We start from the raw sequence: 26,999 nt of genomic DNA, 5'->3' as shown, positions 1-26,999 counted from the left end.
GGCAGCGTCACACAGCGCTCCTACAGTCCGCCCGGCTCGAAGCTGCTGGCAGGCAGCGTTCGGATCAAAGACGCGGCATCTTCCGCAAAGCCCGCAAGCGCCAACTCCCCACTTGCGTCGCCCAACATCGCACAAGGACAGTCCATCATGGGTCGCCCCTCCCTCATCAAGCCCGTTCGCGTCGGCAGCAGCCGCCGCGGCTTCTTCAAGAACACCGGCTCGGCCGCCGCCGCTCTGCTGGCCGCACCTATGCTGCCTTTGGCCGGCACAGCTGAAGCTGCAGTCGCCATCAACGGCAACTTCCAACACGGTGTGGCCAGCGGAGACCCGCTGTCTGACCGCGTGATCCTGTGGACCCGCGTCACGCCCACCAATGGCCGCAGTTCGCAAGTGGTGGACTACACCATCGCCAAGGACCCGGCCTTCACCCAAATCGTCAGCACCGGCCGCAGCAAGGCCATCCTGGAGCGCGACTTCACCGTCAAGATCGACGCGCTGGGTCTGAGCCCCAACACCACGTATTACTACCGCTTCTCGGTTGACGGCGTGATTTCGCCCATAGGCCGCACCAAGACGCTGCCGGTCGGCGGCGTCAGCAATTTGCGCATGGCCGTGGTGAGCTGCTCCAACCACGCTTATGGCTACTTCAATGCCTACCGCCGCATCGCCGAGCGGGCCGATCTGGACATGGTCGTGCACCTGGGCGACTACATCTACGAATACGGCGCCAACCAATACGGCAATGTGCGCACGCCCGAGCCGACGAACGAGATCGTCACGCTGGCCGACTACCGCATGCGCCACGCGCAGTACAAGCGCGACCCGGACTCGCAAGCCATGCATCGCCAGCATCCGCTGGTGGCGATCTGGGACGACCATGAAACCGCCAACAATTCTTACGTCGATGGCGCCGAGAACCACCAAGCCGGCGAAGGCGCTTGGGCAGCCCGCGTCGGCGCGGCTTTGCAGGCCTATTACGAGTGGATGCCGGTGCGCGTGGTGGACCCAAAACAGCCGCGCAATAACGCACGCAGCTACGCCTTCGGCAATCTGGTCGATCTGATCATGCTGGAAGAGCGCTTGAATGGCCGTTCGGCCCAGCTGGGTACGAATATCGGCAACGCCAGCGGCTACTTCGTCCAGCAAGGCGCTTACCTGGACCCAGCCCGTCAACTGCTCGGCGCCAGCGAAGAAGCCTGGTTATTCAACAAGCTGCGCACCAGCACGGCCAAGTGGAAGTTCCTGGGCCAAGGCGTGATGTTCGCCCAGGTCAAGGTGCAAGGCGCGCCGAACTCGGCCGGTGGCGGCGTGTTCTTCAACTCCGACGCCTGGGACGGCTACCAGCCCGCGCGCGACCGGGTCTACGACGTGCTCAAGGGCAGCCAGACCCAGGCCCCGGTCAACAACGTCGTGATCCTGACGGGTGATATCCACAGCAGCTGGGCTGCCGATCTGAGCCAAGACCCGAACAATGCCAATGTCGCTACCGGCGGCTACGACAAGGTCACGGGCCAAGGCTCGCGCGCGGTGGAATTCGTCGGCACCTCGATCTCCTCACCCGGCGTGGACAACCCGGCTCAAGCCGCTGGCACGATTGCTCAGCTGGCCCCCGCCAACCCGCACCTGAAGTACATCAAGCTCGACAAGCGCGGCTATATGTTGATCGACGCCGATGCCACCCGCTGCGTGTGCGAGTGGTGGTATGTCGACACCGTCGCCAGCGTCAGCAATGTGCAGACCTTTGGCACCGCCTTCCAGGTGGTGGACGGCAGCAATCGCTTGAGCCCTGCCGCGCAAACGCCGAACCGCGCAAACCCGGCCGCCTTGGCTCCTTGAACATCAGAACTGGACATATCGCCATGAAACTCAACCGCTCTTTTGCCCGCAAGGCAATGGCCAGCGCCTTGCTGGCAGCCGCTGCCATGTCTTCGGCCCAGGCCGCCAACTTCGACTTCGCCGGCCAAGCCGTCTACAACACCGATGTGGTGCGCATCAGCTTCAGCCTGACCGCCAACAGCGCAGACTTCAAGACCTGGACCGACTCGTGGCAGACGGGCCTGAACTTTGACCCGGTGCTGCAACTCTGGGCCAAGGCCGGCAATGACTACAGCTTGATCATCGAAGTGGACGACAACGACAAGCTCGGCGCCGGCCAAGGCTCGCTCGACGCCGGCATTCAGCTCAGCAGTTTGAGCGCCGGCCAGTACCTGCTCACACTCAGCGCTGCCGACAACTACGCCAAGGGCCAAACCCTGTCGGCCGGCTTCACGCTGGACGGCAGCACGCCCGTGGCCATCGCCGACTGGACGCAAAGCAGCATTGACCCCAATTTCCCCAACCAAAAGGGTGGTCTGTGGAGCGTCAAGCTGAATTCGGTGGACCAAGCCGCTGTCGTGCCTGAGCCCGGCAGCTGGGCCTTGATGGGCCTGGGTTTGTTGGGCTTGGCCTGCTTGAACCAGCGTCGTCAGCGCAAGGCTTGAGTTAGCCACTGCGCAAGACACAGCCGGAAGGGGCTGCGGCCGTCAAGGGTCGCAGCCCCTTTTTTGATACAGCTCAAGTGAACCCGCCTTGAACCAGCGCGAAAGCGCCGGCGTCACGCGCCTGACATGATGCCAATCCAAGCTGTCGTTTGATGGATGACACTTGGAGCTTGGCGCTTATGAACGCACCCGACCTCTTGCGCACCGAATGGATGCGCAACCGCACCTACGACGAGTTGGCCCTGGGCCAAACAGCGCGCCTGGTGCGCACCCTCAAGCACAGCGATATCCAGGCCTTCGCCCTGGTATCGGGCGACGTCAACCCGGCGCACCTGGACGCCGAATACGCCGAAGGCACACGCTTTCACGGCGTGATCGCGCATGGCATGTGGGGCGGCGCCCTGATCTCGTCGGTGCTGGGCAATGAGTTCCCCGGCCCCGGCACGATCTATATGGAGCAGACGCTGCGCTTCTCGCGCCCGGTGCATGTGGGTGACACCTTGACCATCGTGCTGACGGTGCTGGAGATGTTTGATGACAGCGGCATCGTCAAGCTGGGCTGTGAAGCCAATAACCAAAAAGGCCAGACCGTCATCAGCGGCCTGGCCACCGTGCTGGCGCCGCGCACACGCATCGAGCGGCCACGCCCCGCCCTGCCCGAGATGCATTTGTTCGATGCCGAGGCGCGCATGAGCGCCTGGCTGAGCCAGATCAAGCTGGCCACGCCGCTGCGCTGCGCCGTCGTGCACCCTTGCAGCGAAGACGCGCTGCGCGCCGCCTTGATGGGCGCCGAGCGCGGCCTGATCGAACCCTGGCTGATAGGCCCGGAAGCGCGCATTCGGGCCTTGGCCGAGCAGTTGGATTTGAGCCTGCAAGGCTGCCACTTCCAGGCCACCGCACACAGCCACGCCGCCGCCACGCAAGCCTGCAATATGGCCGCCGAGGGCCAGTTGGACATGCTGGTGCAAGGCAGCTTGAGCAGCGATGAGTTGCTGGCGGCGCTGCAAGCGACACCGGCCCTGCACTGCGGCCGGCGCTTGGCACATGTCTACCGCTTTGACATTCCCAGCTATGCCAAGCCGCTGTTCATGAGCGATGCCGGCATCAATATCCGCCCCGACCTGGATGCCAAAGCCGACATCGTGCGCCTGGCCGTGGGTCTGGCGCATGCGAACGGTCTGGCTTGTCCCAAGGTGGCCTTGTTGTCGGCGGTGGAAACCATCACCGAGCGCATCAGCTCCACGCTAGACGCCGCAGCACTGTGCAAGATGGCCCAGCGCGGCCAAATCGCCGGCGCCATCCTCGACGGCCCCTTGGCTTTTGACAGCGCCGTCAACCTCGACGCCGCCCGCCTGCAAGGCCTCAGCGACTCGGCCGTGGCCGGCGACGCCGACATCTTGCTGGCGCCCGACTTGGAGTCGGGCAGCCTCTTGGCCAAGTTGCTGGAATACATGGCGGGTGCCGCCAGCTGCGGTGTCGTGCTGGGTGCGCGCGTGCCCGTGGCGATGAGCGGACGCACCGACAGCATGCGCACACGCTTGGGCTCACTGGCCTTGGCGGCAATGGCGACGCGCGTCATGCCGGACTGACTCGAAAATCAAGCGGCTTTAGGAAGAATCTGCCTGATTTGGGAGAGCAAGAGATACATGGCCTAACGTCCAAACAATGTGGCAACATGCGCATCACAACATCTTGAGCGTCTAAGACTCATCGCAAACGCACCCGCCACAGAGGAGTTTCTCGCAATGGCAAAGGTTCCTGAATTCGACGTCGCCGCAGCCCACAAATACTTCTCAGCCCATTGCTTCAACAAAGCATGGGACCTGATCGAAAAACCAGATCGAACGCCTGAAGACGAGCGATTGATGGTGGCGCTCAATCAAGCGTGCATCTATCACTGGCTCCAGCGTGACGACTGCAACCATCAACGCCTTTCGGTGGGCTACTGGCAGGCATCCCGAATACAGGCCCTTTTGGGAAACGCCGCTGAGGCCTTGCGCTTAGGCGAGGTATGCCTCTTCTACAGTGGCGAGCTGAAACCCTTCTACCTCGGCTATGCCCATGAGGCCCTTGCTCGCGCGTACGGGCTGGCCGCCAGTCCAGGGGACTCTGCGCGCCACCTGACCTTGGCACTGGAACTCGTTGCCAAGGTCGGCGACAACAGTGAACGGAAACTGCTGGAAGCCGACCTTGAGCAACTGAAAAAAGGCCTCGCTTTGTGAAAGAGACGCCCAAGTCTGCGACCAACTTGACCCAGTGTGCTTTTTCGTCTCTGCTTTTCGCAAAGGAATGTCATGCATCGACTGACTTTCTTGGCCCTCGGGCTGTCAATGCTTTGTGCAGGCTGCACCACTGCGCCAAGCGAAGAGCTTCTTAGGCCAGAGCCTGATTTCGTAGCTAACAGCGTTGAATGCGACGAATTGGGAAGTCCCGAACTTCCGGAGTCGTTCAGGTTGGACTCCATGCCTTATGGATGGGCGCTGGTTCGAATCGACGTTGAGCAAGGTGCTGTAACCAGGGTTGAAATACTAGACGCCAGCCCAAGGCGTGCTGTAGAGGCCCCGACGACAGCCCTTTTTCAGAGCGTGCATTTTCCTTCGCTCAAGTCAGCTCGTGGATGCGCATGGATCCACAGCCGTTCAATCACGCCTGGAAGCGAGTGATCAGCAGGACGGTTAGCGGCAAGAATCCAAGGGATTTTTCTGTTCAAAGCCACGATATCGCCATCCCACGCGAGAATTTGCCGTCATTGACGAAGACGACTCACTGATTCGCGTGGGGCAAGCGTTGTGAACAGCTTGGCATGAACTCACGACGGCACCCGCCTGTCGATCCAGACTTTTGCCTTGATCTTCTTCATCCCTTCCAGCCCATGCGCCCGCAGCCGGCGTCGCTATCTCGCCAATCAAGCGGCCACAGCGACATCCCGCCTCAGTTCAGCCAACTCGGCCAGCAGCTCCGGCGGGCAGAACCATTCGGTCTGCACCTGCGCGGCATAGACACAGGCTTCATTGCCATCCAGGCTGAGCCAATCGCCCTCGGCCAAGCGAGTACCGAAGATATGAATCTCGCGCCGGGCTTCATCGACCTGCAAGCCTTCGCAAGCGACCAGGCAAACCTTGCCCATCTGGCGCGCCACCACGGCCGCGTGCGAGGTGCGCGCGCCGTTCTGAGTCAACAGGCCTAGCGCCATTTCCAGCGCAGCACTGTCGCCGGTCTCAGCATCGCGGCGCACCAGAATGGCGGGCCGGCAGGCCTCTTTGGCGGCGCGCGCTCCCGCTTCGTCCAGCACGATCTGACCGATGGCCACGCCGCTGCTGGCGGCTTGGGCCTGCGCCAAGGGCTGCAGCGGCTGGCCGTCCGGGGCGACAACGCGGCTGACACGCAGATGTTCGGCGTCCAGGCCTTTGCAGCGCAAGCGGGCCGTCGCCACATCAATCGCACCCTCGCGCAGCAGATCGAGCGCAATGCGCGCGTCAGCCTGCGGCGTGCGCTTGCCGCCGCGGGTTTGCAGCAGGAACAAACGGCCATCCTGCACGGTGAACTCGAAGTCCTGCATATCGCCCATCTCGCGCTCGAGCCGGGCGCAAGCCTGCAGCAACTCGGCCCAGACCTCAGGCAAGACCTGCTGCAGTTGCTCATGGCCCTGGGCGCTGCGCCGACCGGACACCACGTCCTCGCCCTGCGCATTGAACAAGAAGTCCACCCACAGCGCGGCCTCGCCGCTGCGCGGGTCGCGCGTGAAGCCGACCCCTGCACCAGAGCGCGCGCCGGCATTGCCAAACACCATGGCCTGCACCGTCACCGCCGTGCCTATCGTGTCTTCGATGCCATGAGCGGCGCGGTAACTGCAAGCCTTGGCGGACTGCCAGGAGTCGAACACAGCGGCGATCGCCTGCTGCAATTGCGCTTGTGCGGCCTGCGGAAAAGGCCGGCCGGCGGCCTGCGCAAACAGCTGCAGATAGCGTCGTGCCAAGGCCCGCAGCTCGGCAAAGTCGAGCAGCCGCTCGTCCCGGCCCGCACAGAGCAAGGTCAACTCATCTTCGAACAAGGCGGCCGGCAAGCCCGCCACCACCTCGCCAAAGCTGGCGATCAAGCGGCGGTAGGCATCCCAGGCCAAGCGCGGGTTGCCGGTCTGGCGGATCAGGCCCTGCACGGTCTCGTCGTTGAGGCCGATATTGAGCAGGGTTTCCATCATGCCGGGCATGGACACCGGCGCACCGGAGCGCACCGACAGCAGCAAGGGCCTGGCCACATCGCCGAAACGCAGGCCGGCGCTGGCCGACTCCAAGGCCTGCAGCGCCGGCAACCACAGCGCAGGCTGCGCGGCCCCGGCCCGCAGCCCGGCATCGGCGCAAAAGCGCGTGCCCAGAACAAAGGCCGGCGGCACCGGCAGGCCTAGCTCGGCCATGCGAAGCAAATTAAAGGCCTTGAAGCCCAAGCGCTGCGGACTGGTTTGAGCGACCGAGGTCTGACCCGGGCAGCCGATCAAGCACAGATCAGTGGTATTCATGCGCCCACCTCGGTCTTGCTGAACACCAGCTCGCGCAAGGCATAGGCCGCGTTGAGCAGCCGATCGGACGCAAACTCCAGCTGATTGGCCAGGTCGTTGACCAGCATCAGCGCGGCGGCGTTGCTCACTTCGGCCGCCATGCAGCGCTTGGCCGCACGCAGCAGCTCATCGCATTGGCGCTCGGCGCGCAGCACCTGCCAGGTGGACGCGACAAAATCATCATGCTCGGCCGCTTCGCTGGCCCCGTTCAGTCCACGCGCCACGGCGACGGCCCTCACTTGCTCCTGCGTCGCATGCAGCACTGCCTGTGCCAGCTGAGCGAGCAGGCCGCGCAACTCTTTGTTCCAGCCTTGGTGGTGATGTTCGGCGATCAGGCCGAGCAGGAATGCGCATTCCTCCAGCGCATCGGCCGCATCATCGGCCGTCTCCAGCAGGCGCGCAAACTGCGCCCAGCGCGGCTGGCGGCGCGCCCGTTCGCGCGCTTGCATCACCAAGTGATCGGCCTGGCGCTCCCAGGCCTTGGCGCGCTGAGCCAGCTTGGCCGACGCCTCTTTGTCTTGCTCCCAGCCATGGGCCAGGGCCTGGCTGATGCCTTCGGCCAGGGTCTGGCAATAGGCGGCATGTTCGGCCAGCAAATCGAACTCGGGCGCCCTGCGCTGCAGTTGACGCGCCAGCAGCAAACGGGTTTCGTCGGCCACCAGCGCGGCAGGCTGCTGCGCCAGCATCGCAGTCGACGACAGGCGCAAGACCTCCAGCAAAAAGGCCTGCGCACCGGCTTCGCCTAAGACCTCATCCAGCCGGTCTCCGATGCGAAACGCGTCGGCGCCTACGGCCTGCATGGCCTCGAACAGCATGCGCTCGGCGCCGGCCTTGAGCCAGGCCATATGGCCGATCTCTGCCTTGGCCGCCTCGGCCAGCACGGCAATCGCCTCGCGTTTGCCGACAAAGTTCAATAGCCTCTTGCGAGCGCGGTTCCAGTCGATCAAAAAGACGATGCGGGAGGCGATGCCTTCCAGCATGCCTTGCAGCTGCGCCTCATCGGTCGCTTCGAAGCGCGCCGTGCCCAGCTGATAGGCCTCGCCCCGATTCAGCCCGGCCGAGACCCGCGCCTCAGGCGATGACCATTGCGCGCCGTAGGCGGCGAGCTGGGCCTGAAAGAACTCGAATCGGCTGCTGTGCAGATCGGAATAGGTCAGACTGATCGTCAAACCCTGCACTTGCAAGACCAGCACATGGGCATCATTGGTGCCGATATCGTTCTGGATCAAGAGCCGCTCGCCGTCGCGCGTGGCGGCGGTGTCGAGGCCGGGATGTTCGAACTTCAGCGCTGAGGTGCGCCGCAGGCCGCGCATAAAGGCGGCGACGCGCGGCCGGTCGTCGTCCTGCAGCTGCCACACATGGGCGCCGTCTATCAGCTCGCTGGCCAGGCTGGCGGCCAGGTGGTTGAGCTGCTTGTGCAAGTCCATCACCAGCAGGTGCAGGCTGTCATCCGCAGGCTCACCATGCTTGGCACGGTGGCCATGGCTCAAGGCTCGCAGCAAGACGGGGCTGAGCAAATCTTCGTCATGCAGCCCATCCAGCTTCGCGGCCCAAAAGGCGACGCGCTCGCGGGTGCTTTTGTCGGTTTCGGTCTGCAGCAGCGGTCGCGCCATCAGGCTCAGGTCTTGCGCGAGTTGCGTGGCCAACTGCGGCAGTTGCGGCAAGAGCACATCTTCGCCGTCGCGACTGGCCTGCGCAGGCATATCGCGCAGCCAGGCGGCGTCGAGGCCAGCGGCGGCCATTTCACTGCGCAGATCGGGCGGCGTCTTGGCAGGCGCCATGGCGTGATCGGCAGCGGCCTGCAAAACCGTCAGGCACAGCTTCAAGCGGTCATTGGCGAGCAAGGCGGTTTTGACCCAGGCGGGCAGCAGGAGGCTGTGCTGGCCCAGCGAGGCAACGGCGTCGGACTTTTCCATGATGGTGAGCGGCCGAGACTAAGCGGCGGTAGGAGCAATGCTCGCCAGTATGTTCAGCAGCCCGTGACAGCATGGTTACAAAACCGCGCGGCACCGGGAGAGATGGCGCGGGCTTGATCTGCCTCAAAGTCAACAAAAAAGGCCGGGCCGTCTTGACGACGGTCCGGCCTCATGAAGACCTACTGGTTTGCTTCAACGCTTGGGCTGGAAAGCCGCGTCGCCGAACTGCCAGAGGAAGAAGCTCCACACATCTGCGGTTTCATCGAGGCGCTGCGAGACGCTAGAGCCCATGCCGTGGCCGCCTTCAAAGTCAACTCGCAGAATCACCGGGCGGGTCTTGACGGCGTCTGGATTGGCAGTTTGCATGCGCGCGGCCAGCTTGGCCGGAATCCAGGCCTCGACGCGCGGGTCATTGGCGCCGGTGGTGACGATGACGGCGGGGTAGCTGCGACCATCCTTGACGTTATGGTAAGGGCTCAGCGCAAACATGCTCTTGAAATGCGCTGGGTTGGTCACCGTGCCGAACTCGGCGATATTGGGCGCGCCGTTCAAGGTCAGCTCCATACGCAACATATCGGACAAGCCGACCGCGCTTTGCGCCGCTGCGAACAAGTCGCCGCGCTGCGTGACGGCGCCGCCAATCGTGATGCCGCCAGCACTGCCGCCCGTGCCGGCCAGGGTCGCGGGCGAGGTGTATTTGTTGGCAATCAGCCATTCGGCGCAGGCCACAAAGTCCGACACGGTGTTTTGCTTGGTGGCGATGTAGCCACCGCGGTGCCAGTCGTCACCGAGTTCGCCGCCGCCGCGCACATGGCAGATCGCCTGCACGCCGCCGCGCTCGGTCCAGGCCAGGCGGGTCGCGCTGAAACGCGGCTCCTGCGTGATGCCGTAGGCGCCGTAAGCGCTCAGAATCGTCGGGCGCTTGCCGTCCAGGGTGACCGCTTTGGGTGCCACGATGGACAGCGGCACCATCACGCCGTCATGGCTCTTGACCATCACGCGGCGCGCTTCGACGCCGGAGGCATCGACGGCGACGGGCTTTTGGATCGTCAGCCGCTGCGCCGGCGCATCGGCCACACCGCCTGCTTGCAGTAACAAGCTTTGCGGTGCCTGCGTCCAGCCTTCCAGCAAGACCAGCAACTCGTCGCCCTTCAGCGGGTTGACACTGCGCAGCGTGCCCTCGAACGGCAGGGCCACGGTCGAGACCTTGCCGTCCTTTTTACCCACACGCCAGAGCTTGCTCACGCCCGCGTCCAGCGCCTTCACATAGACGGCGGTGTCGCCGGCCTCAATGGTTTGCAGCACGCTGTCACCGGCGGGCAGAGCGGTCTTGAAGCCGGCCTTGGCCGAGGCCAGATCCAGGCTCAGCAGCTCACGGCGCGAAGCCTTCTTCTGGCTCAGCGCATACAGCGATCCGCCGGCCACTTCTGCCCGTGTAACCTTGTCGCTAGGCCGCACGACGCGCCGCCAAGGTGTTGCCGCACCCTTGAGTTGATCGACCCTCGCCACCCAGTAGCTGCGCTCGGCCGCGTCGCCATGCAAGACCTCGGCCAAGGCCCAGGGCGAGCCTTTGGTGATGCGCACATAGGGCAGATCGGCGATCTCGAAGGCTTCCTTCTTGTTCACCTGCCAGCCAAACTGCGCCACATCCTTGGCTGGGTCCTGGCCCAGGATGTGCAGGAAAACCGCGCTCTTGTTATAGCGCTCCTCTGCAGGATGGCGGTTGTACAAGAAACCGCTGGCGTCGGGCAACCAGGCCACGCCGCCTTCGTTCAAACCGGTGCGGTCGATCGCTACGGGCAAGAACTTGGCCGTGGCCACATCGAGCAGACGCAAGATGCTGTCCTCGCTGCCGCCCTTGGACAGGCCCACCGCCAAGATACGGCCGTTGGGCGAGACGCTGTACCAGTCGATCGCATGCTTGCCGGGCTCGCCGGGCAGGTTGTTGGGGTCCAGCAGTTCGCGTTCAGCCCCTGCCAAACCGTCGCGTACCCACAAGCGCGCCTGGTTTTGGCCCGGGGCTCGCTTGGAATAAAACAGCTTGCCGGCCACCATCTCATAGCCGCCGGTGCTTTCGCCCGCGTCGGCCAGCACACCCAGGCGCTCGCGCAAGGCGGCGCGGCCGGGAATCTGGGCCAGCACGCCGTCCGCAAAAGCGGCCTGCGTCTTCAACCAGGCCTGGAACTCCGGCGACTTCATGTCCTCCATCCAGCGATAGGGGTCAACGACAGCGGTGCCGTGATAAACATCGGTGACCGGCTTGGCGGGCGTGGCCGGATAGGGGCCGGCTTGTGCCAGCAGGGCCAAAGGGGCGGCCAAACAGGTCGCCAGAGCGGACTTGAAGAAGATGGATGGGTTCATCGTGTGCCTGATGGGTAGGTTGCCGCGGTAGCGGCGGTGAAGCAGAGGATAAGCAGAGGATAAGCAGCCGCGCAGTTTACGCATTCGCAAGCAGCGGGCGGAAATGCCAAAAGTCTGCTCAGCCTGCTCAGCGCTGGCGCATCGCCTTCGAGAGCATCAGCACTGGCACCAGGCCCACCAACACAATCGCCAATGAAGGCAAGGCGGCTTCGCCCAAACGCTCGTCACGCGCCAGCTGATAGGCGACGACAGCCAGGGTGTCGCTGTTGAAGGGCCGCAAGACCAAGGTGGCGGGCAGCTCCTTCATCACATCGACAAACACCAGCAGCGCAGCCGCCAAGGCCGAGCGCGCCAGCAAAGGCGCGTGCAAGACACGGAACAGGCGGCCACGCGAGGCGCCGAGCAGGCGAGCGGTTTCGTCCACGGTGGGCGAAATGCGCGCATAGCCGGCCTCGACCGACTGCAAAGCCACGCCGGAGAAACGCACCAGGTAGGCGTAGATCAGGCCGGTGATGGTGCCGGTGACGATGTTGGTGAGGCCAAGCTGGGGCGCATATTCCTGCAGCCAGGCCAGCGGCAGCAAGATGCCCACGGCGATGACGGCGCCCGGCACCGCGTAACCGAGCGAGACCACGCGCGTGGCCGCACCCAGCAAGCGCCCGCCGGCCGAGATGCGCGCCGCGTAGGCCAGGACCAGCGCCAGCGTCACGGCCAGAACCGCCGAGATGGCGGCCAACTGCAAGCTGGTCCAGGCCCATTGCGCAAAGCGGGCCAAGGGCAGGCCAAATTCGCCGAACCTGGCCTCCAGCCACATCAGCTTCAGCAGTGCGAACACCGGCAGCACAAAACCCAGCAGCACCGGCAAGCCGCACAGCGCAAACGCGCCGGCCGCCGCCCAGCCGCGCAAGACCAAGGGGCGGGCCTCGGCCGCGTGTTGGGCGCCCGCCCGGCTGCTGGCAAAACGCAGCTTGGCCTGGGCGCGCCGCTCGGCCCAGAGCAACAAGGCAACCGCCAGCAGCAAGGCGGAGGCCAGCTGCGCGGCGGCCATGCGCTCATTCATCACCAACCAGGCCTTGTAAATGCCCGTGGTCAAGGTGCTGAGCCCGAAATAGGCGCCTACGCCATAGTCGGCCAGCGTTTCCATCAAGGCCAGCGCGACGCCGGCCGCCAGCGCCGGCCGCGCCAAGGGCAGCGCCACTTCGCGCACCCGCCGCCAAGTGCCCGCCCCCAGGATGCGGGCGGTTTCCATCAAGGTGACGCCGCGCTCCTGCAGCGCGGTGCGCGTCAAGAGATAGACATAGGGATACAGACACAGCACAAACAAGGCCACCGCCCCGGGCAGGCTGCGCACATCGGACCACAGCGCGCCCTGAGCACCGCTCAGCGCGCGCAACCAGGTCTGCAAGGCGCCGCTGTACTGCAAGGCATCGGTGTAGGCATAAGCCGCAACATAGGCGGGCATCGCCATCGGCAGCAGCAAGGCCCATTCGAACCAACGCCGGCCAGGGAACTCAAACAGGCTGATCGCCGCCGCCGTCATGCCGCCCAGCAAGGCCACACCAAGGCCGACGCTGACCGAGAGCAGCAAAGAGGTGCCCACATATTCGGGCAGGACCGTCGCCCATTGATGCTGCAAGACCGCCCAGCTTTCCTGATCAAGAGCCAACCAGGACCCCAGGATGCCCAGCACAGGGACGGCCAACAGCAGGCAAACAACGGTGACCAGACGCAGCATGCGAGAAAAAAGTGGAGAGGAAGAATTGGGAGCGCAGCGGTGGGCAGCACAGCCGACGATGAATGCGAATTAGGCGCGTTCTGCGCAGCACCGGCCGCCCGCTATCATAAGGGCCATGTTTCTAGCCCTCGACCAGATCGGGCTGCGCTACCCCGGTGCAGCGCAAGCTCAACAAGCAAATTCGCCATCCAGCAATCAAACCATGGCCCGTGGGCAGCGGCGCGGCGCGGTCGAGGCGCTCAGCCTGAGCCTGGTCAGCGGGCAGATCGGCGTGCTGATCGGCCCTTCGGGCTGCGGCAAGACCTCGGTGCTGCGCTGCATTGCCGGCCTGGAGCGCTTGCACAGCGGCCGCATCAGCATTGCCGGCGAGGTCTTGGCGGATGCGGCCATGGGCCGGCACCTGAACCCGGAAGAGCGCCGCATCGGCATGGTGTTCCAAGACTATGCGCTCTTCCCCCACCTGAGCGTGGCCGACAACATCGGCTTTGGCCTGCGCCATTTAAGCCGCCCGGCGCGCGCCGCGCGCATCCAGGAGGTGCTGGACCTGGTGGGCCTGGCCCATGCGGCCAAACGCGCACCCCATCAGCTCTCGGGCGGCCAGCAGCAGCGCGTGGCGCTGGCGCGCGCCTTGGCACCGGCGCCAAGGCTGCTTTTGCTGGACGAACCCTTCTCCAGCCTGGATGTGGACTTGCGCGAGCATTTGTCGCAGGAATTGCGGGCGATCCTGAAGGCCAGCGGCACCACGGCCTTATTCGTCACCCACGACCAGGCCGAGGCCTTCGCGATTGGCGATGTGGTCGGCGTGATGCACCAAGGCAGCCTGGAGCAATGGGATGCGCCCTACGACGTTTATCACCGGCCGGCCACGCGCTTTGTGGCGGACTTCATCGGCCACAGCGTGTTCACGCCGGGCCGCATCGTGCAGAGCGAACAAGGCCCGGCGGTGTTGACGCCCGTCGGCTCCTTGATGGACGCCGAGGCCTGCGCACTGGCCAGCGCCTACCCCGGCGGCTTGTGCGATGTGCTGCTGCGGGCCGATGACATCATTCACGATGATCTGGCGCCGGTCAAAGCGCAGATCGAGCGCAAAGTCTTTCGCGGTGCCGACTTTCTCTACACCCTCAGGCTCAGCACGGGCGAGCGTTTGATGGCCCATGTGCCCTCGCACCACGACCACCATGTGGGCGAATGGATAGGCATACGCGCCGACGTTGACCATGTCGTCACCTTCGCCAAACAGGGCAGCGTCGTCGAGTGAAGCGCGGCGGCTTGCGCAAAGACCGAGATTTAGTCTCTTTTTCACTCCAAAGCCTTGATTTGTCAGGCCAAAGCGCTGCCTTTCCGGCAGGGCTGCGCGGTGAGCCCGCATATACTGAACAAGCGAGATTTGTGCCAGCTCGGGGCTGGGCCAAAACGCATTGATTTTTAGATTTTTCGCTAGACGGATAGGACGGACTCTGCCCATGAGTGCCAAATTCAAAGTTGTAGGCTGGCTGGCCTTAGGTGTTGTGGCCGGCGCGCTCACGACCATGCAGTTGCAGGCCAATGCACGCAGCAACCTATCGCCCTTGCCCCTCGAAGAGCTACAGCAACTGGCGGCCGTCTTTGCAATGATCAAGTCCGACTATGTCGAGCCGGTCGACGAGAAAAAGCTGATCAATGACGCGATCGCCGGCATGGTGGCCGGGCTGGATCCGCATTCGCAGTTTTTCGACAAAAAGAACTTCAAGGAATTCCGCGAAGGCACGACCGGCAAATTCGTCGGCGTCGGCATCGAGATCGGCATGGAAGACGGCTTGGTCAAGATCGTCTCGCCGATTGAAGGCTCGCCGGCCTTCCGCGCCGGCCTCAAGAGCGGCGACCTGATCAGCAAGATCGATGACTCGCTGGTGCGCGGCTTAGGCATAGACCAAGCCGTCAAACGCATGCGCGGCGAGTTGGGCTCCAAGGTGCAGCTGACGATTTACCGCAAGAGCGAGAACCGCAGCTTCCCCATCACCATCGTGCGCGAAGAGATCCACAACCGCAGCGTGCGCGGCAAGATCATCGAGCCCGGCTACGCCTGGCTGCGCGTCAGCCAGTTCCAGGACAGCACCGTCGACGACTTCGCCAAAAAGCTCGAGGAGCTCTACAAGCAAGAGCCCCATCTGAAGGGCTTGGTGCTGGATCTGCGCAATGACCCCGGTGGCTTGCTCGAGGCCTCGGTGGCGATCTCGTCCGCCTTCTTGACCAAGGATCTGGTCGTCGTCAGCACCAATGGGCAGATTGCCGACTCCAAGGCCAGCTTCAAAGCCAATCCCGACGATTACCTGCGCCGCGGCGGCAGCGACCCGCTGCGCAATCTGCCGGCTGCGCTGAAGAAGGTGCCGATGATTGTGTTGGTCAACGAGGGCTCGGCCTCGGCCAGCGAAATCGTCGCCGGCGCCTTGCAGGATCACAAACGTGCGCTGGTCATGGGCGCGCAGACCTTCGGCAAGGGCTCCGTGCAAACAGTGCGTCAGCTCAGCCCCGAAACGGCGCTGAAAATCACCACCGCACGTTACTACACGCCCAGCGGCCGCTCCATCCAAGCGACCGGCATCCTGCCCGACATCTTGTTGGACGAGACCGCCGAGGGCAATGTGTTCGCCGCCCTGCGCACCCGCGAAGCAGATCTGGAAAAGCATCTGAACAACGGCAAGGAAGAAATCAAGGACGAAGCGCGCGAGAAAGCGCGCGAAGAAGCACGCGAGAAACTCGAAGCCGAGTACGCCAAGAAGAACGAGCCACCCAAGCCGCTGCCCGAGTTCGGCAGTGCCGAGGACTTCCAGCTGATGCAAGCCTTGAATCAACTCAAGGGCTTGCCGGTGATGGTGTCCAAGACGGCCATCGAGCGCAAAGCCGAGGCGAAAACGGACGAGTAATGCACCGTCCTTAAGCTAAAACAGCCCGCCCTTTTTGGCGGGCTGTTTTGTTTGAGGCGGACCTAGGCCGCGCTATGCTCGGGCCATGAATGACAAGCAATTACTGCGCTACTCAAGGCATATATTCCTGGACGAAATCGGCATCGAAGGCCAGCAGCGCTTGCTGGCCGCCCATGCCCTGATCATCGGCGCCGGCGGCCTGGGATCACCCGCCGCACTCTATTTGGCCAGCGCCGGTGTCGGCCACATCACGCTGGTGGATGACGACGCTGTGGACCTGACCAATCTGCAGCGCCAGATCGTCCACAACATGGACCGCGTCGGCTTGCCCAAGGTCGAGTCCGCCGCACTGGGCCTGGCAGCCATCAACCCCGAGGTGCGCGTCAGCGCCCTGCGCCAACGCGCCGATGCGGCCCTGCTGGACGAGCTGGTGGCGCAGGCCGATGTGGTGCTGGACTGCAGCGACAACTTCGCCACCCGCCAGGCCATCAACCGGGCCTGCGTCAAGCATGCCAAACCCTTGGTGGCGGGTGCGGCAATCGGTTTTGACGGCCAGATCAGCGTCTACGACAGCCGCCAGCCCGCCGCCCCCTGCTACGCCTGCGTATTCCCGCCCGACAGCCAATTCGAAGAGGCCCGCTGCGCCAGCATGGGCGTGTTTGCGCCCCTGGTCGGCGTGATCGGCAGCATGCAGGCGGCGGAAGGCTTGAAGCTGCTCTTGGGCCTGAGCGGCAGCTTGGCGGGGCGCTTGCAGATGCTGGATGGCCGCAGGATGGAGTGGAACGAAATAGTCGTACAAGCCGACCCGCGCTGCAGCGTTTGCAGCAGCACGAAAACTGAAAATGCGCACGAAACAACCACTTGAGCAAAAAATACGCACGAAAATTCTTCGCAGCCTCCCGTAAGCTGCGCCCTGGCAGTCAAGGCTGCTGATCCGACCCGACCAATTCACATGCACAAGCGCAAACAACTGATCGCCCGCAATTTCCCCAGCGCCAAAGAAGAGACCAAGGCCCTGGCGCCCCAGCCCAACTACGACCAGCCGGGCAGCGCCTACCGTTTGGCTTTTGACGACAACGAATTCCTCTTGCGCGAAGAGCTGCGTCCGGTGCGCATGCAACTGGAGCTACTCAAGCCCGAGCTGATGCAGCAAGAGCTGGGCATCAAGTCAACCATCGTGATGTTCGGCAGCGCCCGCATCCCCTCGCAAGAAGAAGCGCAAGCCTTGCTGGACCAGGCTCGCAAGGGCGGCGACGCGGAGCAGATCAAGCGCGTCGAAATGCAGCTGGCGATGAGCCATTACTACGAAGAAGCCAGGCGCTTCGCCGCCCTCGTAACGCGCGCCTCCAGCGAGCGCAACAACCCGATCTACGTCGTCACAGGCGGCGGGCCCGGCATCATGGAGGCCGGCAATCGCGGCGCCTTTGAGGCCGGAGGCAAAAGCATTGGCCTCAATATCGTGCTGCCCTTCGAGCAGCATCCGAACCGCTACATCACGCCAGAGCTGTGCTTTAGGTTTCACTACTTTGCGCTGCGCAAGATGCATTTTCTGATGCGCTCGGTGGCGCTGGTGTGCTTTCCCGGCGGCTTCGGCACGCTCGACGAGCTGTTCGAGACCATGACCCTGATACAGACCGGCAAAAGCCGGCGCCGCCCGATTCTGCTGTTCGGGCGTGAGTTCTGGACCCGCCTGATCAACTTTGACTATTTGGTCGAGACCGGCATGATTGGCCCAGCCGATGTGCGCCTCTTCCATTTCGTCGAAACGGCCGAAGAGGCTTGGGCGCTGCTGGAATCCGAATACGACATGAACCCCGGCGCGCCCAGCGCCGACTAAAAAAAGGAAGACCGACATGACCACTTTGCGATCCGTATCCTTGATTGGTGTGCCCACCGACATCGGCGCCGGCGAGCGCGGCGCCAGCATGGGCCCAGAAGCGCTGCGCGTGGCCGACCTGACCAAGGCACTGAGGAGTCACGGCGTCGATGTGGTCGATCGCGGCAATTTGAGCGGCCCGCCCAACCCCTGGCTGCCGCCGGTGGATGGTTACCGCCATCTGAGCGAAGTGGTGGCCTGGAACCAGGTCACGCATGACGCCATCTACGCCGAACTGAAGGCCGGCCGCATGCCCATCATGCTGGGCGGCGACCATTGCTTGGGCATTGGCTCGGTCAGCGCGGTGGCCCGGCATTGCCGCGATACCGGCAAAAAGCTGCGCATCTTGTGGCTGGACGCCCATGCCGATTTCAATACCAGCAAGCTGACGCCCAGCGGCAATGTGCACGGCATGCCGGTCGCCTGCCTGTGCGGCTTCGGGCCGCAAGAGCTGATCGAGATTGGCGGTCAGGTGCCGGCGATCAGCCCAAAATGGGTGCGCCAGATCGGCATCCGCAGCGTTGACGCGGGCGAGAAACGCTTCGTCCACGAGCAAGATCTGGAAGTCTTCGATATGCGCTATATCGACGAAATGGGCATGCGTCACACCATGGAGTTAGCACTGGCAACGCTGGACGCCAACACGCATCTGCATGTCAGCTTCGATGTGGACTTTCTGGACCCGTCCATCGCACCCGGCGTCGGCACCACCGTCCCCGGCGGCCCGACCTACCGTGAAGCCCATCTGTGCATGGAGATGATCGCCAACACCGGCTATATGGGCTCGCTCGACATCGTCGAGCTCAACCCGGCGCTGGACTTGCAAAACCGCACGGCCAAGGTGTCGGTGGATTTGATTGAGTCTCTGTTTGGCAAATCAACCTTGATGAGAAAGTGAGTTTGCCCTGCCTGCGGCAGACGGCAAGAGCACCTTGATGCGTAAATAGCTTGCCCTGCCTGCGGCAGAAGGCGCTTCAAGCGCTGACGATCCAGCCCTCCAAAGGGTCGATCACCTCCGGCAAGCCGTAGCCCGGCCTCCCCTGCGCCCAAGCCGCTTGCAGCAAACATAAGACCGCATCCAAGCGGTCACCGCTGGCGTCATCGACCAAGCTATCGCGCTGCGCGTGGCTGAGCTTCAAGCGCAAACCCAGCCGCGTGCGGCCCTGCTCCAGCGCCTCGATCAAGTCCTTCCGGGCGATCAGGCGCTCGGGTGTCTGCTTCGCTTTGTCATCGCTTTTATAGCTGCGCCGACCGAGAATCTCGCGCGCCAGCAGGCCCGGATAAGCCTCCAGCGCGACCCGTTTGGGGTCACCCGCCTGCAGGCCGGGCAGATCGACGCCGGCTTGCAGCAACAAGGGCACTCCGGCGTGCAACATGAAGGCCACCGGCGGGTTGACCCATTTCATGCTGGGCGAGGAACCCGCCGGCCCATCGCAAGCACGGTGGGCGAACTTGCCGCCGACCGGCCTGGCCGCGCAAAAACCGGCAAAGTGATCGCGGATCTCGGCCCGACTCAGCCTCGTGTAGTGGGCCATCAGCGCCGGCCAACTTTGCGGCCAATCCAGAGCCAGCACCAGTTCACGCGGCAGGCCAAAAGGGAAATCAAAGCCCCCCAACCAAACGCCCGGCTCGGCCAAAAACTCACCAAAGCCCGGCAGCGACTCGAAACTCAACACAGCGTCCAGACGCAAGACCTGACCCTGCCGCCGGCCCTGCGCCACGGTGATCGGTTTGCGGCGTGTCGGGGCGCTGCTGAAATCAACCCCCAGCAAGAGGGGATTTGAATTTATCGGGCTAGAGTGCATGCTCGACACCATAGCGCACACCCAGGAGCCCTCATGTCCGCAGACCAGCCGAACAGCAAGCCCAAAGCCAAACCCGAAGCCGAGTCCGACCAAGCCGCCCCACTGCCCCCGGTCGAGCATCTGGTCAGCACCGATCACAAATTGGTGCTCGGCAAACGCACACTCGAGTACACGGCCACTTGCGGCACCTTGTTGCTGCAAGAAGTGCACAGCGAGACCGACGGCGCACACAAGGGCCAGTACAAGGGCAAGAAGACACGCGCCAGCGTCTTCTTCATCGCCTACACGCTCAAACCCGACAAGAAGGCGCATGCGGAGCGCCCCATCACCTTCAGCTTCAACGGCGGGCCGGGCTCATCGAGCGTCTGGCTGCATCTGGGCCTGCTCGGTCCGCAGCGCGTGCCCACCGATGAAATGGGCCAATGCGGCGCGCCGCCCTATGCGCTGACCGACAACGAATTCACCCTCCTGACCGAGTCGGACCTGGTCTTCATCGATCCGGTCGGCACCGGCCACTCACGCGTGGCCGAGGGCGAGAAGCTGGCCGAATACCACGAGTACCAACGTGACCTCGACGCGGTCGGTGAATTCATCCGTCTCTACCTGACACGCAACGGCCGCTGGGGCGCGCCCAAATACCTGATCGGTGAGAGCTACGGCACCACGCGCGCGGCCGGCCTGTCCCGCCATCTGCAGGAAAAACATAACATCCATCTCAACGGCCTGATGCTGGTGTCAATGGCGGTGGACTTCCAGACGCTGAGCTTCGACCATGGCAACGAGTTGCCCTACCCGCTCTACCTGCCCACTTATGCCGCAACCGCCTGGTATCACCAGGCCTTGAAGCCAGCGCTGCAAAGAAAGCCGCTCAAAGACGTGGTCGCCGAGGCAGAGGCCTTTGCCAATGGCGAGTATTGGACAGCGTTGATGCAGGGCTCGCGCCTGAGCACCGAGCAGCGCCAGAAGGTGGCCGACAAGCTCGCCCATTTCAGCGGCCTGAGCGCGCAATACCTGCTGCGCTGTGATTTACGCCCGACCGAGTTCCGCTTCTTCAAGGAGTTGCTGCGTGAGCGTGGCCAGACGGTTGGCCGGCTGGACAGCCGCTTCCTCGGCCTGGACCGTGACGACGCCGGCGAACATCCGGAAGAAGACCCCGGCATGAACAACTTGGCCGGCGCCTACGCGGTGGGCATCAACCGCCTGCTGCGCGACACGCTCAAGTTCGAGGACGATGCGCCTTATCTGGTGCTGGCACCGATCTGGAACAGCTGGAGCTGGAAGGGCTTTGAGAACAAATACGTCAATGTCGGCGACAGCCTGCGCCGCGCCATGCATGCCAACCCGGCCATGCGCATCTATGTGGCGAGCGGCTACTACGACCTGGCTACGCCGCATGCGGCGGGCGACTACACGCTCAGCCACCTGGGCCTGCACGAGAAGCTGCAGGGCAATGTGCAGGTCAGCTACTTTGAGGCCGGCCACATGATGTATATCCACCAGCCCTCGCTGGCGCGCATGGCGCAGGAGTTGCGGGCGTTTGTTAAACAGCCGGTTTGAAACTCAGGCGCAGCGCTTGATCAAGCTCGCTTCGATGCTGGCCTGCAGCAAGGCGCTGCGGCCTTCGACATCCAGCTTGCGGCACTCGGCACGCAGGTCGCTGACCGCATAGCGGCTCAGGAACTCGCTTTCGATACGCGAGCGGTTGCAGCTCAGGAACGGCGCCGCAGCCGTCAGAAGAATCGAACAATCGCGCATTTGGTGAATGTCGCGGATGTACTCCACCAAGGCCTGCCCGACCAGGCTGCTCTGGTACTCCGCATTCAAGATCACGGCGGCAAATTCTTGCGTCGCGTCCAGCGCTTCCATCAGGGCCTTGGGGGTGGCCACCACCAGCAGTTGCATCTCACGCCCCGCAAACACCTGGCCCTCGATGGCGCCGACCAAGCTGCGCTGAGCCGCCTCGTCGGACTCCAGCACCAAGACGCGGCAGGCTTGTTCGACGCTTTGACCCTGGGCTTGATCTTGGGATAGCGCTTGCCTGCGCGCGGGCAGGCGGGGCGCGTTTGATGCCGAGCGGGTGCCTGGAAAATTGCTGCTGTCCATACCGTGATCCTCTTGCGCTGCGCTGTGGATTGCCTCTTCAGCCATGCTGTTCAAAATGCCGCCCAGTTGTCGCCAGCCAGCGCTGCGTTAGCCGTAACAGGGCGCGCGCTGCGTGCGGGGCTCTTGGCTGCGGAGAAGCTGCGGATGGTGGAGCTGCGAGGCTCGCTGGCCTTGGCTTGAGGGGCTTGGGCGGCCACCACTGGCGCGGCGGAGGCCTCCAGCTTGAACACACCGACCGTGGCGACCAAGCCGGCGGCCTGCGTCTGCAAGCTGCTGGACGCGGCGGCCGATTCCTCCACCAACGCGGCGTTTTGTTGCGTGACTTGGTCGAGCTGGTTCACCGCCTCATTGATCTGGCCGATGCCGCTGGTCTGCTCGATGGTGGCGGCGCTGATCTCGGCGATCAAGTCATTGACGCGGCCAACCTGGGCGACGATCTCACCCATGGTGCTGCCCGCCGAGGCGACCAGCTTGCTGCCGGCCTCCACCTTGCCGACGCTGGCGCCGATCAAGGCCTTGATCTCTTTGGCCGAAGCGGCCGAGCGCTGCGCCAAGGCCCGCACTTCGGCGGCCACCACCGCAAAGCCGCGCCCTTGCTCGCCGGCCCGGGCGGCTTCCACAGCCGCATTCAAGGCCAGGATATTGGTCTGGAAGGAGATCGAATCCATCACGCCGATGATGTCGACGATTTGCTGCGAGCTGGCGTTGATGTCTTCCATCGTGCGCACCACATCGCCGATCACCTGCCCACCTTTTTGTGCCACCACGCTGGCCGTTCCGGCGATCTGCGCTGCTTGCCTTGCGGTATCGGCGTTGTTGCGCACGGTGGCGGTCAGTTGCTCCATCGAAGCGGCCGTTTCTTCCAGATTGGCGGCCTGCTCTTCGGTGCGCTGCGAGAGGTCAAAGTTGCCGCCGGCAATCTGGGCAGAAGCGGTGGCGATCGACTCGGCGCCGCTGCGCACATCGCTCACCACCCGCAGCAAGTTCTCGTTCATTGTTTGCAGGGCCCGCAAGAGCTGGGCGGTTTCGTCTTTGCCGCTGACTTCGATCACGGCGCTCAAATCACCGGCCGCGACCGTTTGCGCCACCTGCACCGCGCGCCGCAGCGGCTGCACGATGCTGCGGCTGATCAGCCAACCCAACAGGCCCGCCAGACCCAAGGCCAGGGCGGCAGCGCCCACCATTAGCCGATTCATCTGCTGTGCGTGCTCGAAAGCAGCTTGCGAGTCGGCGGCAGTTTCTGTTTCTTGAAAGGTCTGCAGCTCCGCCATCTTGGCCTGCCAGACCTTGGCAGCCGGGCTGGCTTTTTTGCGCAGCACCGTGCGAGCTTCTTCGCCCTTGTCGGCCAGGGCCAAGGCCAGCACTTGATTCGTCAGTTCATTGGCGACGAGGGCCGCCTGCTTGACCTCCTTTTGCAGCGCCAACTCTTGTTCGCTGGCTTGCATCTTGTCCATCTCGGCCACGGCCTGCTCGTAGTTGCGCCGCGCCACCTCAATCTTCTTGATCTCACCGGCCTGCTCGGCCTTATCGTCCAGCAGCAAGAGCGAGCGCGTGACGCGACCCACGATATGCCCCGACTCCGACATCTCGCCGACCAGGCGCAGGCCATGCATATTGTCTTCAACGATCTCGTGGATGGCCTGCTCACCGACCCGGCTGCCGTAAATACCGGCGACCGACACTGCCGCGATCAACACCCCCATCAGACCAAAACCCAGGGTCAAACGGCTCGCGATTTTCAGTTGGCTCAATGCTTTCATCTTGTGCTCCAGAGTTCGGGGGTGCCGTTCGAGCGGCTGTGTTTGATTCGATGCTTGGCTTCGCTTGCTTGGCGAATGAGGCAACTCTAAATCAATCAAATCATTCATTCAAGCTAAATCAGTCAATTCATTCAAAATGTTCTTAATCGAGTTTGGCGATTCGATAGTCCTTTCAAATCGATCACATCAGTCAATTCACTCTACAATTCAGAACGAATAGATGGCTTTGAATGCTTAGAGGGAATTTTAATGAGCGAGAGAGCCGCGTCATACACCACCATCGAGGCGGCCAAGCAGCTGGGCATTTCGCCGGCCAGCGTGCAGCGCTGGGTCGATGCGGGTCACCTGAAGGCCTGGAAAACGCTGGGCGGGCATCGCCGCATCGATGCCGCCAGCGTCACGGCACTGCTCAACTCGCAGAGCTTGGACGCTGCACCCCCCGCAGCGCAGGCCCCGGCGCAGAGTCAGGCGCTAGACGAGCCCACCCTGCTGCTGGTGGACGATGACGATATCGCCCGCGAACTGCTTGAAATGCAGGTGCGCTTGCTATTGCCCTCGGCCAATTTGCTCTTGGCCGAGAACGGCTTTCAGGCCTTGATGATGGTGGGGCGCAGCGCACCCGATGTCGTGATCACCGATATGGTGATGCCGCATATGAACGGGATCGAGATGATTCGGCAGTTGCAGGCGAGCCCCAAGCCGCCGCTGATCATTGCCGTGTCCAGCCAGTCACGCGAGAACCTGGCGCGGCTGGGCGGCTTACCCGACGAAGTGCTGCTGCTGGCCAAACCGGTTGATCAGACCCTGCTCGCTAGCGCCTTGAGCAACTTCCAGAGGGATCGTGGCTAAGCAGCCCTCAAGGACCACCCACACAGGCCACGCGCAAAGCGGCCTGCACGGCCAGCAGCTGGGCCTCGAATTGCTGCAACAAAAAGCGCCAATCTGCCACGCCCTGGACAGCCCCCTCGACAGCGCCTTCGCCCAGCTCGACGGCCAACAGACAAGCCTCCAACTCGCGCGCTACGGCGGACAAACGATCGGCGCCGATGATGGCCGCGGTGGAAATGGCGGTGTGAGCAATCCGCGCGGCCTGGGCCGCGTCGCCCGCCTGCATGGCGGCCAGCATCTGCTGCGCGTCGCCCAGTCGCGTGGCGAGAAATTTGTGCATGAACTTCTCCAGCAATTCGGCCCGCCCCTGACAATGCCCCAAGGCCTTGTCCAGGTCCAGCACCGCCAGCCCGGCCATCTGAGCCTGCGAGCCGTCTACGCCCGGCTCAGCCTGAGCGGCACGCGCAGCAGGCAGCGCTGCCGGCAGCCATTTGGCCAGCGTTGTGAACAGCTCCTGCGCCAGCACCGGCTTGCTGACGTAATCATTCATGCCGGCGGCCGCACAGCGCGCGCGATCGCCGCTCATGACCTGCGCCGTCATGGCGATCACCGGCAGGCCCGCCAGTCGCGCATCCTGCCGGATCAAACGAGTCGCCTGCAGCCCGTCCATCACCGGCATCTGCACATCCATCAAGACCAGATCAAAGTCCTGCTGACTCAGCCACTGCAGCGCCTCCTCGCCGTTGCCGGCCACCCGCACCTGCATGCCGGCCAACTCCTGCAGCAGCTCGCAGGCCAGCATCTGGTTCATATCGTTGTCTTCCACCAGCAAGACGTGGCGCCCGCGCAAGCCAGCCATCAGGCCAGCCTCGGCCGGGTCGGCTGGGGCGGCAGCACGATGCTCGGCGGCCGCACCATCAAGCGCCGGCTGATCGGGCCGGGGGCCGATGGCCTGGCCAATCGCCTCACGCAGCGTGCGCTCGGACACCGGCTTGGCCAGGCAGCCCGCCAGTTGCATGCGCTCAACTGCGGGCTGCAAAGCATGGGCATCGAAGGCGGTCACCAAGATGATCTGACGGGCCTGCACCAGCCCCAGAGCCTGCAGCCGCTCAGCCGCTTGCAGGCCATCCATATCGGGCATGCGCCAGTCCAGCAGCAAGAGATCAAACGCTTGGCCGGCCAGCTGTGCCATTTGCAAGGCGGCGATGCCGGCCCGCGCGCTGTCGGCCAGCGCCGGGCGCAGGCCCAGGCTTTCAAGCCGGTGCTGCAAGATCTCGCGCGAGTTCAAACTGTCATCGATGACCAGCACGCGCAGCCCTGCCAAACCGGCATCGACGGGCTCGAAGGGCGCCGGCTCGGCGCACACAGCCAGCCTCACCTCAAAGCTGAACTCGCTGCCTCGGCCCAGCTCGCTGCGCACGGCAAAGCTGCCGCTCATCAACTCGACCAATTGCTTGCAGATGGCCAAGCCCAGGCCGGTGCCGCCGAACTTGCGGGTGATCGAGCTGTCGGCTTGCTGAAAAGGCTGAAACAGCGCCGCCATCTGCGCCGCACTCATGCCTATGCCCTGGTCCCGCACCCTGAAACGCAGCTTGAGGGCAGGTGCATCCAGCAGTTCGGGCGCGTCCACGCGTTCCACCAAGACCAGGATTTCGCCGCTATCGCTGAATTTAAGCGCATTGCCGCACAGATTGATCAAGACCTGGGCGAGGCGCAGCGCGTCACCGCGTACCCGCTGCGGCACATCAGCGGCGCAATCAAACAGCAGCTCCAGCCCCTTGTCTTGCGCGCGCAGGCCGATCACGGCGGCGACCCGGTCGAACATTTCTTGCAAGGAGAACTCGGCCTCCTCCAGTTGCAAATGGCCGGCTTCGATTTTGGAGAAGTCCAGGACGTCGTTGATGATGCTCAGCAAAGCATCGGCGGCCAGCTTGGTGGTGGCCAGGTAGCGGCGCTGCTTAGCGCTAAGGTCGCTGCCGAGCAGGGCCAGATCGGTCATGCCGATGATGGCGTTCATCGGCGTTCGAATCTCGTGGCTCATATTGGCGAGAAATTCGCTTTTGGCCCTGGTGGCCGCTTGCGCCGCGTCGCGCGCCAGCGCCAGCTCGGCAGTGCGCGTCGCCACCCGGCCTTCCAGCTCGGCCGCGCTGTCCAGCGCCTGCGCCTCGGCCGCCATGCAGCGGGTGATCTGCACATGGGCGCGCAGCGCTGCCGACAAACTGATGATCAGCCGCTCTTGGCCCAGCTCGGCCTTGCTGCGGTAGTCATTGATGTCGTAACTATTGAACACATCGGCTTCGGGCGCATAGCCGGGCTGACCGCTGCGCAAGATGATGCGGCAAGCCGTCATGCCGCAATGCTCACGGATATGCGCCACCAACTCCAGTCCGGCGCACTCACTCTCCATCACCACATCGAGCAAGATCAAAGCAAAGTCGCGGTCACTGGCCAAGAGCTCACGCGTGGCCTGGGCCGAGTAGGTATGCACCAGCGCCAGCGGTCGGCCCAGAATGAGGGCCTGACGCAAGGCATAGCGGGTGGCGCTGTGAACCTCCTCGTCATCATCGACCACCAAGACCCGCCAGGGCGGCAATTTGCCCGAGTCGGCGGACTCGGCACCCAGGTCGGGTTCATCGCTGAAAAGAAGGTTCGGCTCCTGGCTCATCAATGGTCTCGAGAA

Annotated in this window: 20 protein-coding genes; 11 read left to right on the top strand and 9 right to left on the bottom strand. The window is 63.7% G+C overall.

All coding sequences use genetic code 11. The annotated features are described in order from the left end of the window. Positions 1-20 precede the first annotated feature (20 nt). Positions 21-149: a hypothetical protein gene (locus LNV08_RS00600; RefSeq protein ID WP_263531715.1), complete on the bottom strand. Its 129-nt coding sequence runs from the start codon at positions 147-149 to the stop codon at positions 21-23. Between LNV08_RS00600 and LNV08_RS00595 the strand changes: the two genes are divergently transcribed. The 4 genes from LNV08_RS00595 to LNV08_RS00580 all read left to right on the top strand — a co-directional run bounded on the left by LNV08_RS00595 (position 148) and on the right by LNV08_RS00580 (position 4,702). Then, a complete protein-coding gene (locus LNV08_RS00595; protein WP_263531714.1) occupies positions 148-1,836 on the top strand; it encodes an alkaline phosphatase D family protein in 1,689 nt (562 codons plus the stop codon). The genes LNV08_RS00600 and LNV08_RS00595 overlap by 2 nt on opposite strands. Positions 1,837-1,859: 23 nt before the next feature. Continuing rightward, positions 1,860-2,480 carry a DVUA0089 family protein gene (locus tag LNV08_RS00590; RefSeq protein WP_263531713.1) on the top strand — a complete coding sequence of 207 codons (621 nt, stop codon included), beginning with the start codon at positions 1,860-1,862 and terminating at the stop codon, positions 2,478-2,480. Between the two features lie 179 nt (positions 2,481-2,659). Continuing rightward, entirely contained in the window at positions 2,660-4,069 is a 1,410-nt protein-coding gene (locus LNV08_RS00585; protein WP_263531712.1) for a bifunctional enoyl-CoA hydratase/phosphate acetyltransferase, read from the top strand. Positions 4,070-4,225: 156 nt separating this feature from the next. Further along, a complete protein-coding gene (locus LNV08_RS00580) occupies positions 4,226-4,702 on the top strand; it encodes a hypothetical protein (RefSeq protein WP_263531710.1) in 477 nt (158 codons plus the stop codon). Between the two features lie 683 nt (positions 4,703-5,385). On the opposite strand, the gene LNV08_RS00575 is transcribed toward LNV08_RS00580, so the two are convergent. From LNV08_RS00575 to LNV08_RS00560, 4 genes are all read right to left on the bottom strand, one after another. Further along, positions 5,386-6,993 (bottom strand): PEP/pyruvate-binding domain-containing protein, encoded by a 1,608-nt coding sequence (locus LNV08_RS00575; protein WP_263531709.1) that lies wholly within the window; start codon positions 6,991-6,993, stop codon positions 5,386-5,388. Then, positions 6,990-8,948 (bottom strand): DUF47 family protein, encoded by a 1,959-nt coding sequence (locus LNV08_RS00570; RefSeq protein ID WP_263531708.1) that lies wholly within the window; start codon positions 8,946-8,948, stop codon positions 6,990-6,992. Before LNV08_RS00570 ends, LNV08_RS00575 begins: the two co-directional genes overlap by 4 nt. A gap of 192 nt (positions 8,949-9,140) precedes the next feature. Beyond that, a complete protein-coding gene (locus LNV08_RS00565) occupies positions 9,141-11,309 on the bottom strand; it encodes a prolyl oligopeptidase family serine peptidase (RefSeq protein WP_263531707.1) in 2,169 nt (722 codons plus the stop codon). A gap of 127 nt (positions 11,310-11,436) precedes the next feature. Next, entirely contained in the window at positions 11,437-13,044 is a 1,608-nt protein-coding gene (locus LNV08_RS00560; protein WP_263531706.1) for an ABC transporter permease, read from the bottom strand. Between the two features lie 115 nt (positions 13,045-13,159). Between LNV08_RS00560 and LNV08_RS00555 the strand changes: the two genes are divergently transcribed. From LNV08_RS00555 to rocF, 5 genes are all read left to right on the top strand, one after another. After that, complete coding sequence (locus LNV08_RS00555; RefSeq protein ID WP_263531705.1) at positions 13,160-14,302, top strand: ABC transporter ATP-binding protein; 1,143 nt, start codon at positions 13,160-13,162, stop codon at positions 14,300-14,302. 205 nt (positions 14,303-14,507) lie between these two features. Continuing rightward, positions 14,508-15,947 carry a S41 family peptidase gene (locus LNV08_RS00550; protein ID WP_263531704.1) on the top strand — a complete coding sequence of 480 codons (1,440 nt, stop codon included), beginning with the start codon at positions 14,508-14,510 and terminating at the stop codon, positions 15,945-15,947. Positions 15,948-16,032: 85 nt separating this feature from the next. After that, positions 16,033-16,812, top strand: coding sequence for a HesA/MoeB/ThiF family protein (locus tag LNV08_RS00545; protein WP_263531703.1), 780 nt, complete (start codon positions 16,033-16,035; stop codon positions 16,810-16,812). Between the two features lie 87 nt (positions 16,813-16,899). After that, complete coding sequence (locus LNV08_RS00540) at positions 16,900-17,784, top strand: LOG family protein (RefSeq protein WP_263531702.1); 885 nt, start codon at positions 16,900-16,902, stop codon at positions 17,782-17,784. Positions 17,785-17,800: 16 nt separating this feature from the next. After that, positions 17,801-18,721: an arginase gene (gene rocF / locus LNV08_RS00535; RefSeq protein WP_263531701.1), complete on the top strand. Its 921-nt coding sequence runs from the start codon at positions 17,801-17,803 to the stop codon at positions 18,719-18,721. A 76-nt stretch (positions 18,722-18,797) separates the two neighbouring features. Here the strand turns inward: rocF and LNV08_RS00530 are convergent, their stop codons facing one another. Beyond that, entirely contained in the window at positions 18,798-19,628 is an 831-nt protein-coding gene (locus tag LNV08_RS00530) for a DUF429 domain-containing protein (protein ID WP_263531700.1), read from the bottom strand. 33 nt (positions 19,629-19,661) lie between these two features. On the opposite strand from LNV08_RS00530, the gene LNV08_RS00525 reads away from it, so the two are divergent. Next, positions 19,662-21,185 carry a S10 family peptidase gene (locus LNV08_RS00525; RefSeq protein WP_263531699.1) on the top strand — a complete coding sequence of 508 codons (1,524 nt, stop codon included), beginning with the start codon at positions 19,662-19,664 and terminating at the stop codon, positions 21,183-21,185. A 3-nt stretch (positions 21,186-21,188) separates the two neighbouring features. Here LNV08_RS00525 and LNV08_RS00520 read toward each other — a convergent pair whose 3' ends face one another. After that, positions 21,189-21,776: a hypothetical protein gene (locus LNV08_RS00520; protein WP_263531698.1), complete on the bottom strand. Its 588-nt coding sequence runs from the start codon at positions 21,774-21,776 to the stop codon at positions 21,189-21,191. A gap of 5 nt (positions 21,777-21,781) precedes the next feature. Beyond that, positions 21,782-23,491, bottom strand: coding sequence for a methyl-accepting chemotaxis protein (locus tag LNV08_RS23020; RefSeq protein ID WP_318014075.1), 1,710 nt, complete (start codon positions 23,489-23,491; stop codon positions 21,782-21,784). A gap of 249 nt (positions 23,492-23,740) precedes the next feature. Between LNV08_RS23020 and LNV08_RS00505 the strand changes: the two genes are divergently transcribed. After that, on the top strand, positions 23,741-24,340 hold the full coding sequence (locus tag LNV08_RS00505; protein WP_263531697.1) for a response regulator: 600 nt from the start codon (positions 23,741-23,743) through the stop codon (positions 24,338-24,340). A gap of 7 nt (positions 24,341-24,347) precedes the next feature. Here LNV08_RS00505 and LNV08_RS00500 read toward each other — a convergent pair whose 3' ends face one another. Continuing rightward, the gene (locus LNV08_RS00500; RefSeq protein WP_263531696.1) at positions 24,348-26,984 is read right to left on the bottom strand and encodes a response regulator; all 2,637 of its coding nucleotides are present in this window, start codon (positions 26,982-26,984) and stop codon (positions 24,348-24,350) included. Positions 26,985-26,999 lie beyond the last annotated feature (15 nt).

It is taken from the genome of Paucibacter sp. TC2R-5 (assembly GCF_025717605.1).
Taxonomy (GTDB): Bacteria; Pseudomonadota; Gammaproteobacteria; order Burkholderiales; family Burkholderiaceae_C; genus Paucibacter_A; species Paucibacter_A albus.
Note: the sequence above shows the minus strand (reverse complement) of the source record. Positions and strands in the feature narration are given on the sequence as shown.

What these genes read in the sequence shown, in the direction of transcription:
- rocF (WP_263531701.1), top strand. Translation starts at nt 17,801, where the DNA reads ATGACCACTTTGCGATCCGTATCCTTGATTGGTGTGCCCACCGACATC.
- LNV08_RS00570 (WP_263531708.1), bottom strand. Translation starts at nt 8,948, where the DNA reads ATGGAAAAGTCCGACGCCGTTGCCTCGCTGGGCCAGCACAGCCTCCTG.
- LNV08_RS00520 (WP_263531698.1), bottom strand. Translation starts at nt 21,776, where the DNA reads ATGGCTGAAGAGGCAATCCACAGCGCAGCGCAAGAGGATCACGGTATG.
- LNV08_RS00500 (WP_263531696.1), bottom strand. Translation starts at nt 26,984, where the DNA reads ATGAGCCAGGAGCCGAACCTTCTTTTCAGCGATGAACCCGACCTGGGT.
- LNV08_RS00565 (WP_263531707.1), bottom strand. Translation starts at nt 11,309, where the DNA reads ATGAACCCATCCATCTTCTTCAAGTCCGCTCTGGCGACCTGTTTGGCC.
- LNV08_RS00540 (WP_263531702.1), top strand. Translation starts at nt 16,900, where the DNA reads ATGCACAAGCGCAAACAACTGATCGCCCGCAATTTCCCCAGCGCCAAA.
- LNV08_RS00590 (WP_263531713.1), top strand. Translation starts at nt 1,860, where the DNA reads ATGAAACTCAACCGCTCTTTTGCCCGCAAGGCAATGGCCAGCGCCTTG.
- LNV08_RS00580 (WP_263531710.1), top strand. Translation starts at nt 4,226, where the DNA reads ATGGCAAAGGTTCCTGAATTCGACGTCGCCGCAGCCCACAAATACTTC.
- LNV08_RS00545 (WP_263531703.1), top strand. Translation starts at nt 16,033, where the DNA reads ATGAATGACAAGCAATTACTGCGCTACTCAAGGCATATATTCCTGGAC.
- LNV08_RS00585 (WP_263531712.1), top strand. Translation starts at nt 2,660, where the DNA reads ATGAACGCACCCGACCTCTTGCGCACCGAATGGATGCGCAACCGCACC.
- LNV08_RS00505 (WP_263531697.1), top strand. Translation starts at nt 23,741, where the DNA reads ATGAGCGAGAGAGCCGCGTCATACACCACCATCGAGGCGGCCAAGCAG.
- LNV08_RS00555 (WP_263531705.1), top strand. Translation starts at nt 13,160, where the DNA reads ATGTTTCTAGCCCTCGACCAGATCGGGCTGCGCTACCCCGGTGCAGCG.
- LNV08_RS00560 (WP_263531706.1), bottom strand. Translation starts at nt 13,044, where the DNA reads ATGCTGCGTCTGGTCACCGTTGTTTGCCTGCTGTTGGCCGTCCCTGTG.
- LNV08_RS23020 (WP_318014075.1), bottom strand. Translation starts at nt 23,491, where the DNA reads ATGAAAGCATTGAGCCAACTGAAAATCGCGAGCCGTTTGACCCTGGGT.
- LNV08_RS00530 (WP_263531700.1), bottom strand. Translation starts at nt 19,628, where the DNA reads ATGCACTCTAGCCCGATAAATTCAAATCCCCTCTTGCTGGGGGTTGAT.
- LNV08_RS00595 (WP_263531714.1), top strand. Translation starts at nt 148, where the DNA reads ATGGGTCGCCCCTCCCTCATCAAGCCCGTTCGCGTCGGCAGCAGCCGC.
- LNV08_RS00575 (WP_263531709.1), bottom strand. Translation starts at nt 6,993, where the DNA reads ATGAATACCACTGATCTGTGCTTGATCGGCTGCCCGGGTCAGACCTCG.
- LNV08_RS00550 (WP_263531704.1), top strand. Translation starts at nt 14,508, where the DNA reads ATGAGTGCCAAATTCAAAGTTGTAGGCTGGCTGGCCTTAGGTGTTGTG.
- LNV08_RS00600 (WP_263531715.1), bottom strand. Translation starts at nt 149, where the DNA reads ATGATGGACTGTCCTTGTGCGATGTTGGGCGACGCAAGTGGGGAGTTG.
- LNV08_RS00525 (WP_263531699.1), top strand. Translation starts at nt 19,662, where the DNA reads ATGTCCGCAGACCAGCCGAACAGCAAGCCCAAAGCCAAACCCGAAGCC.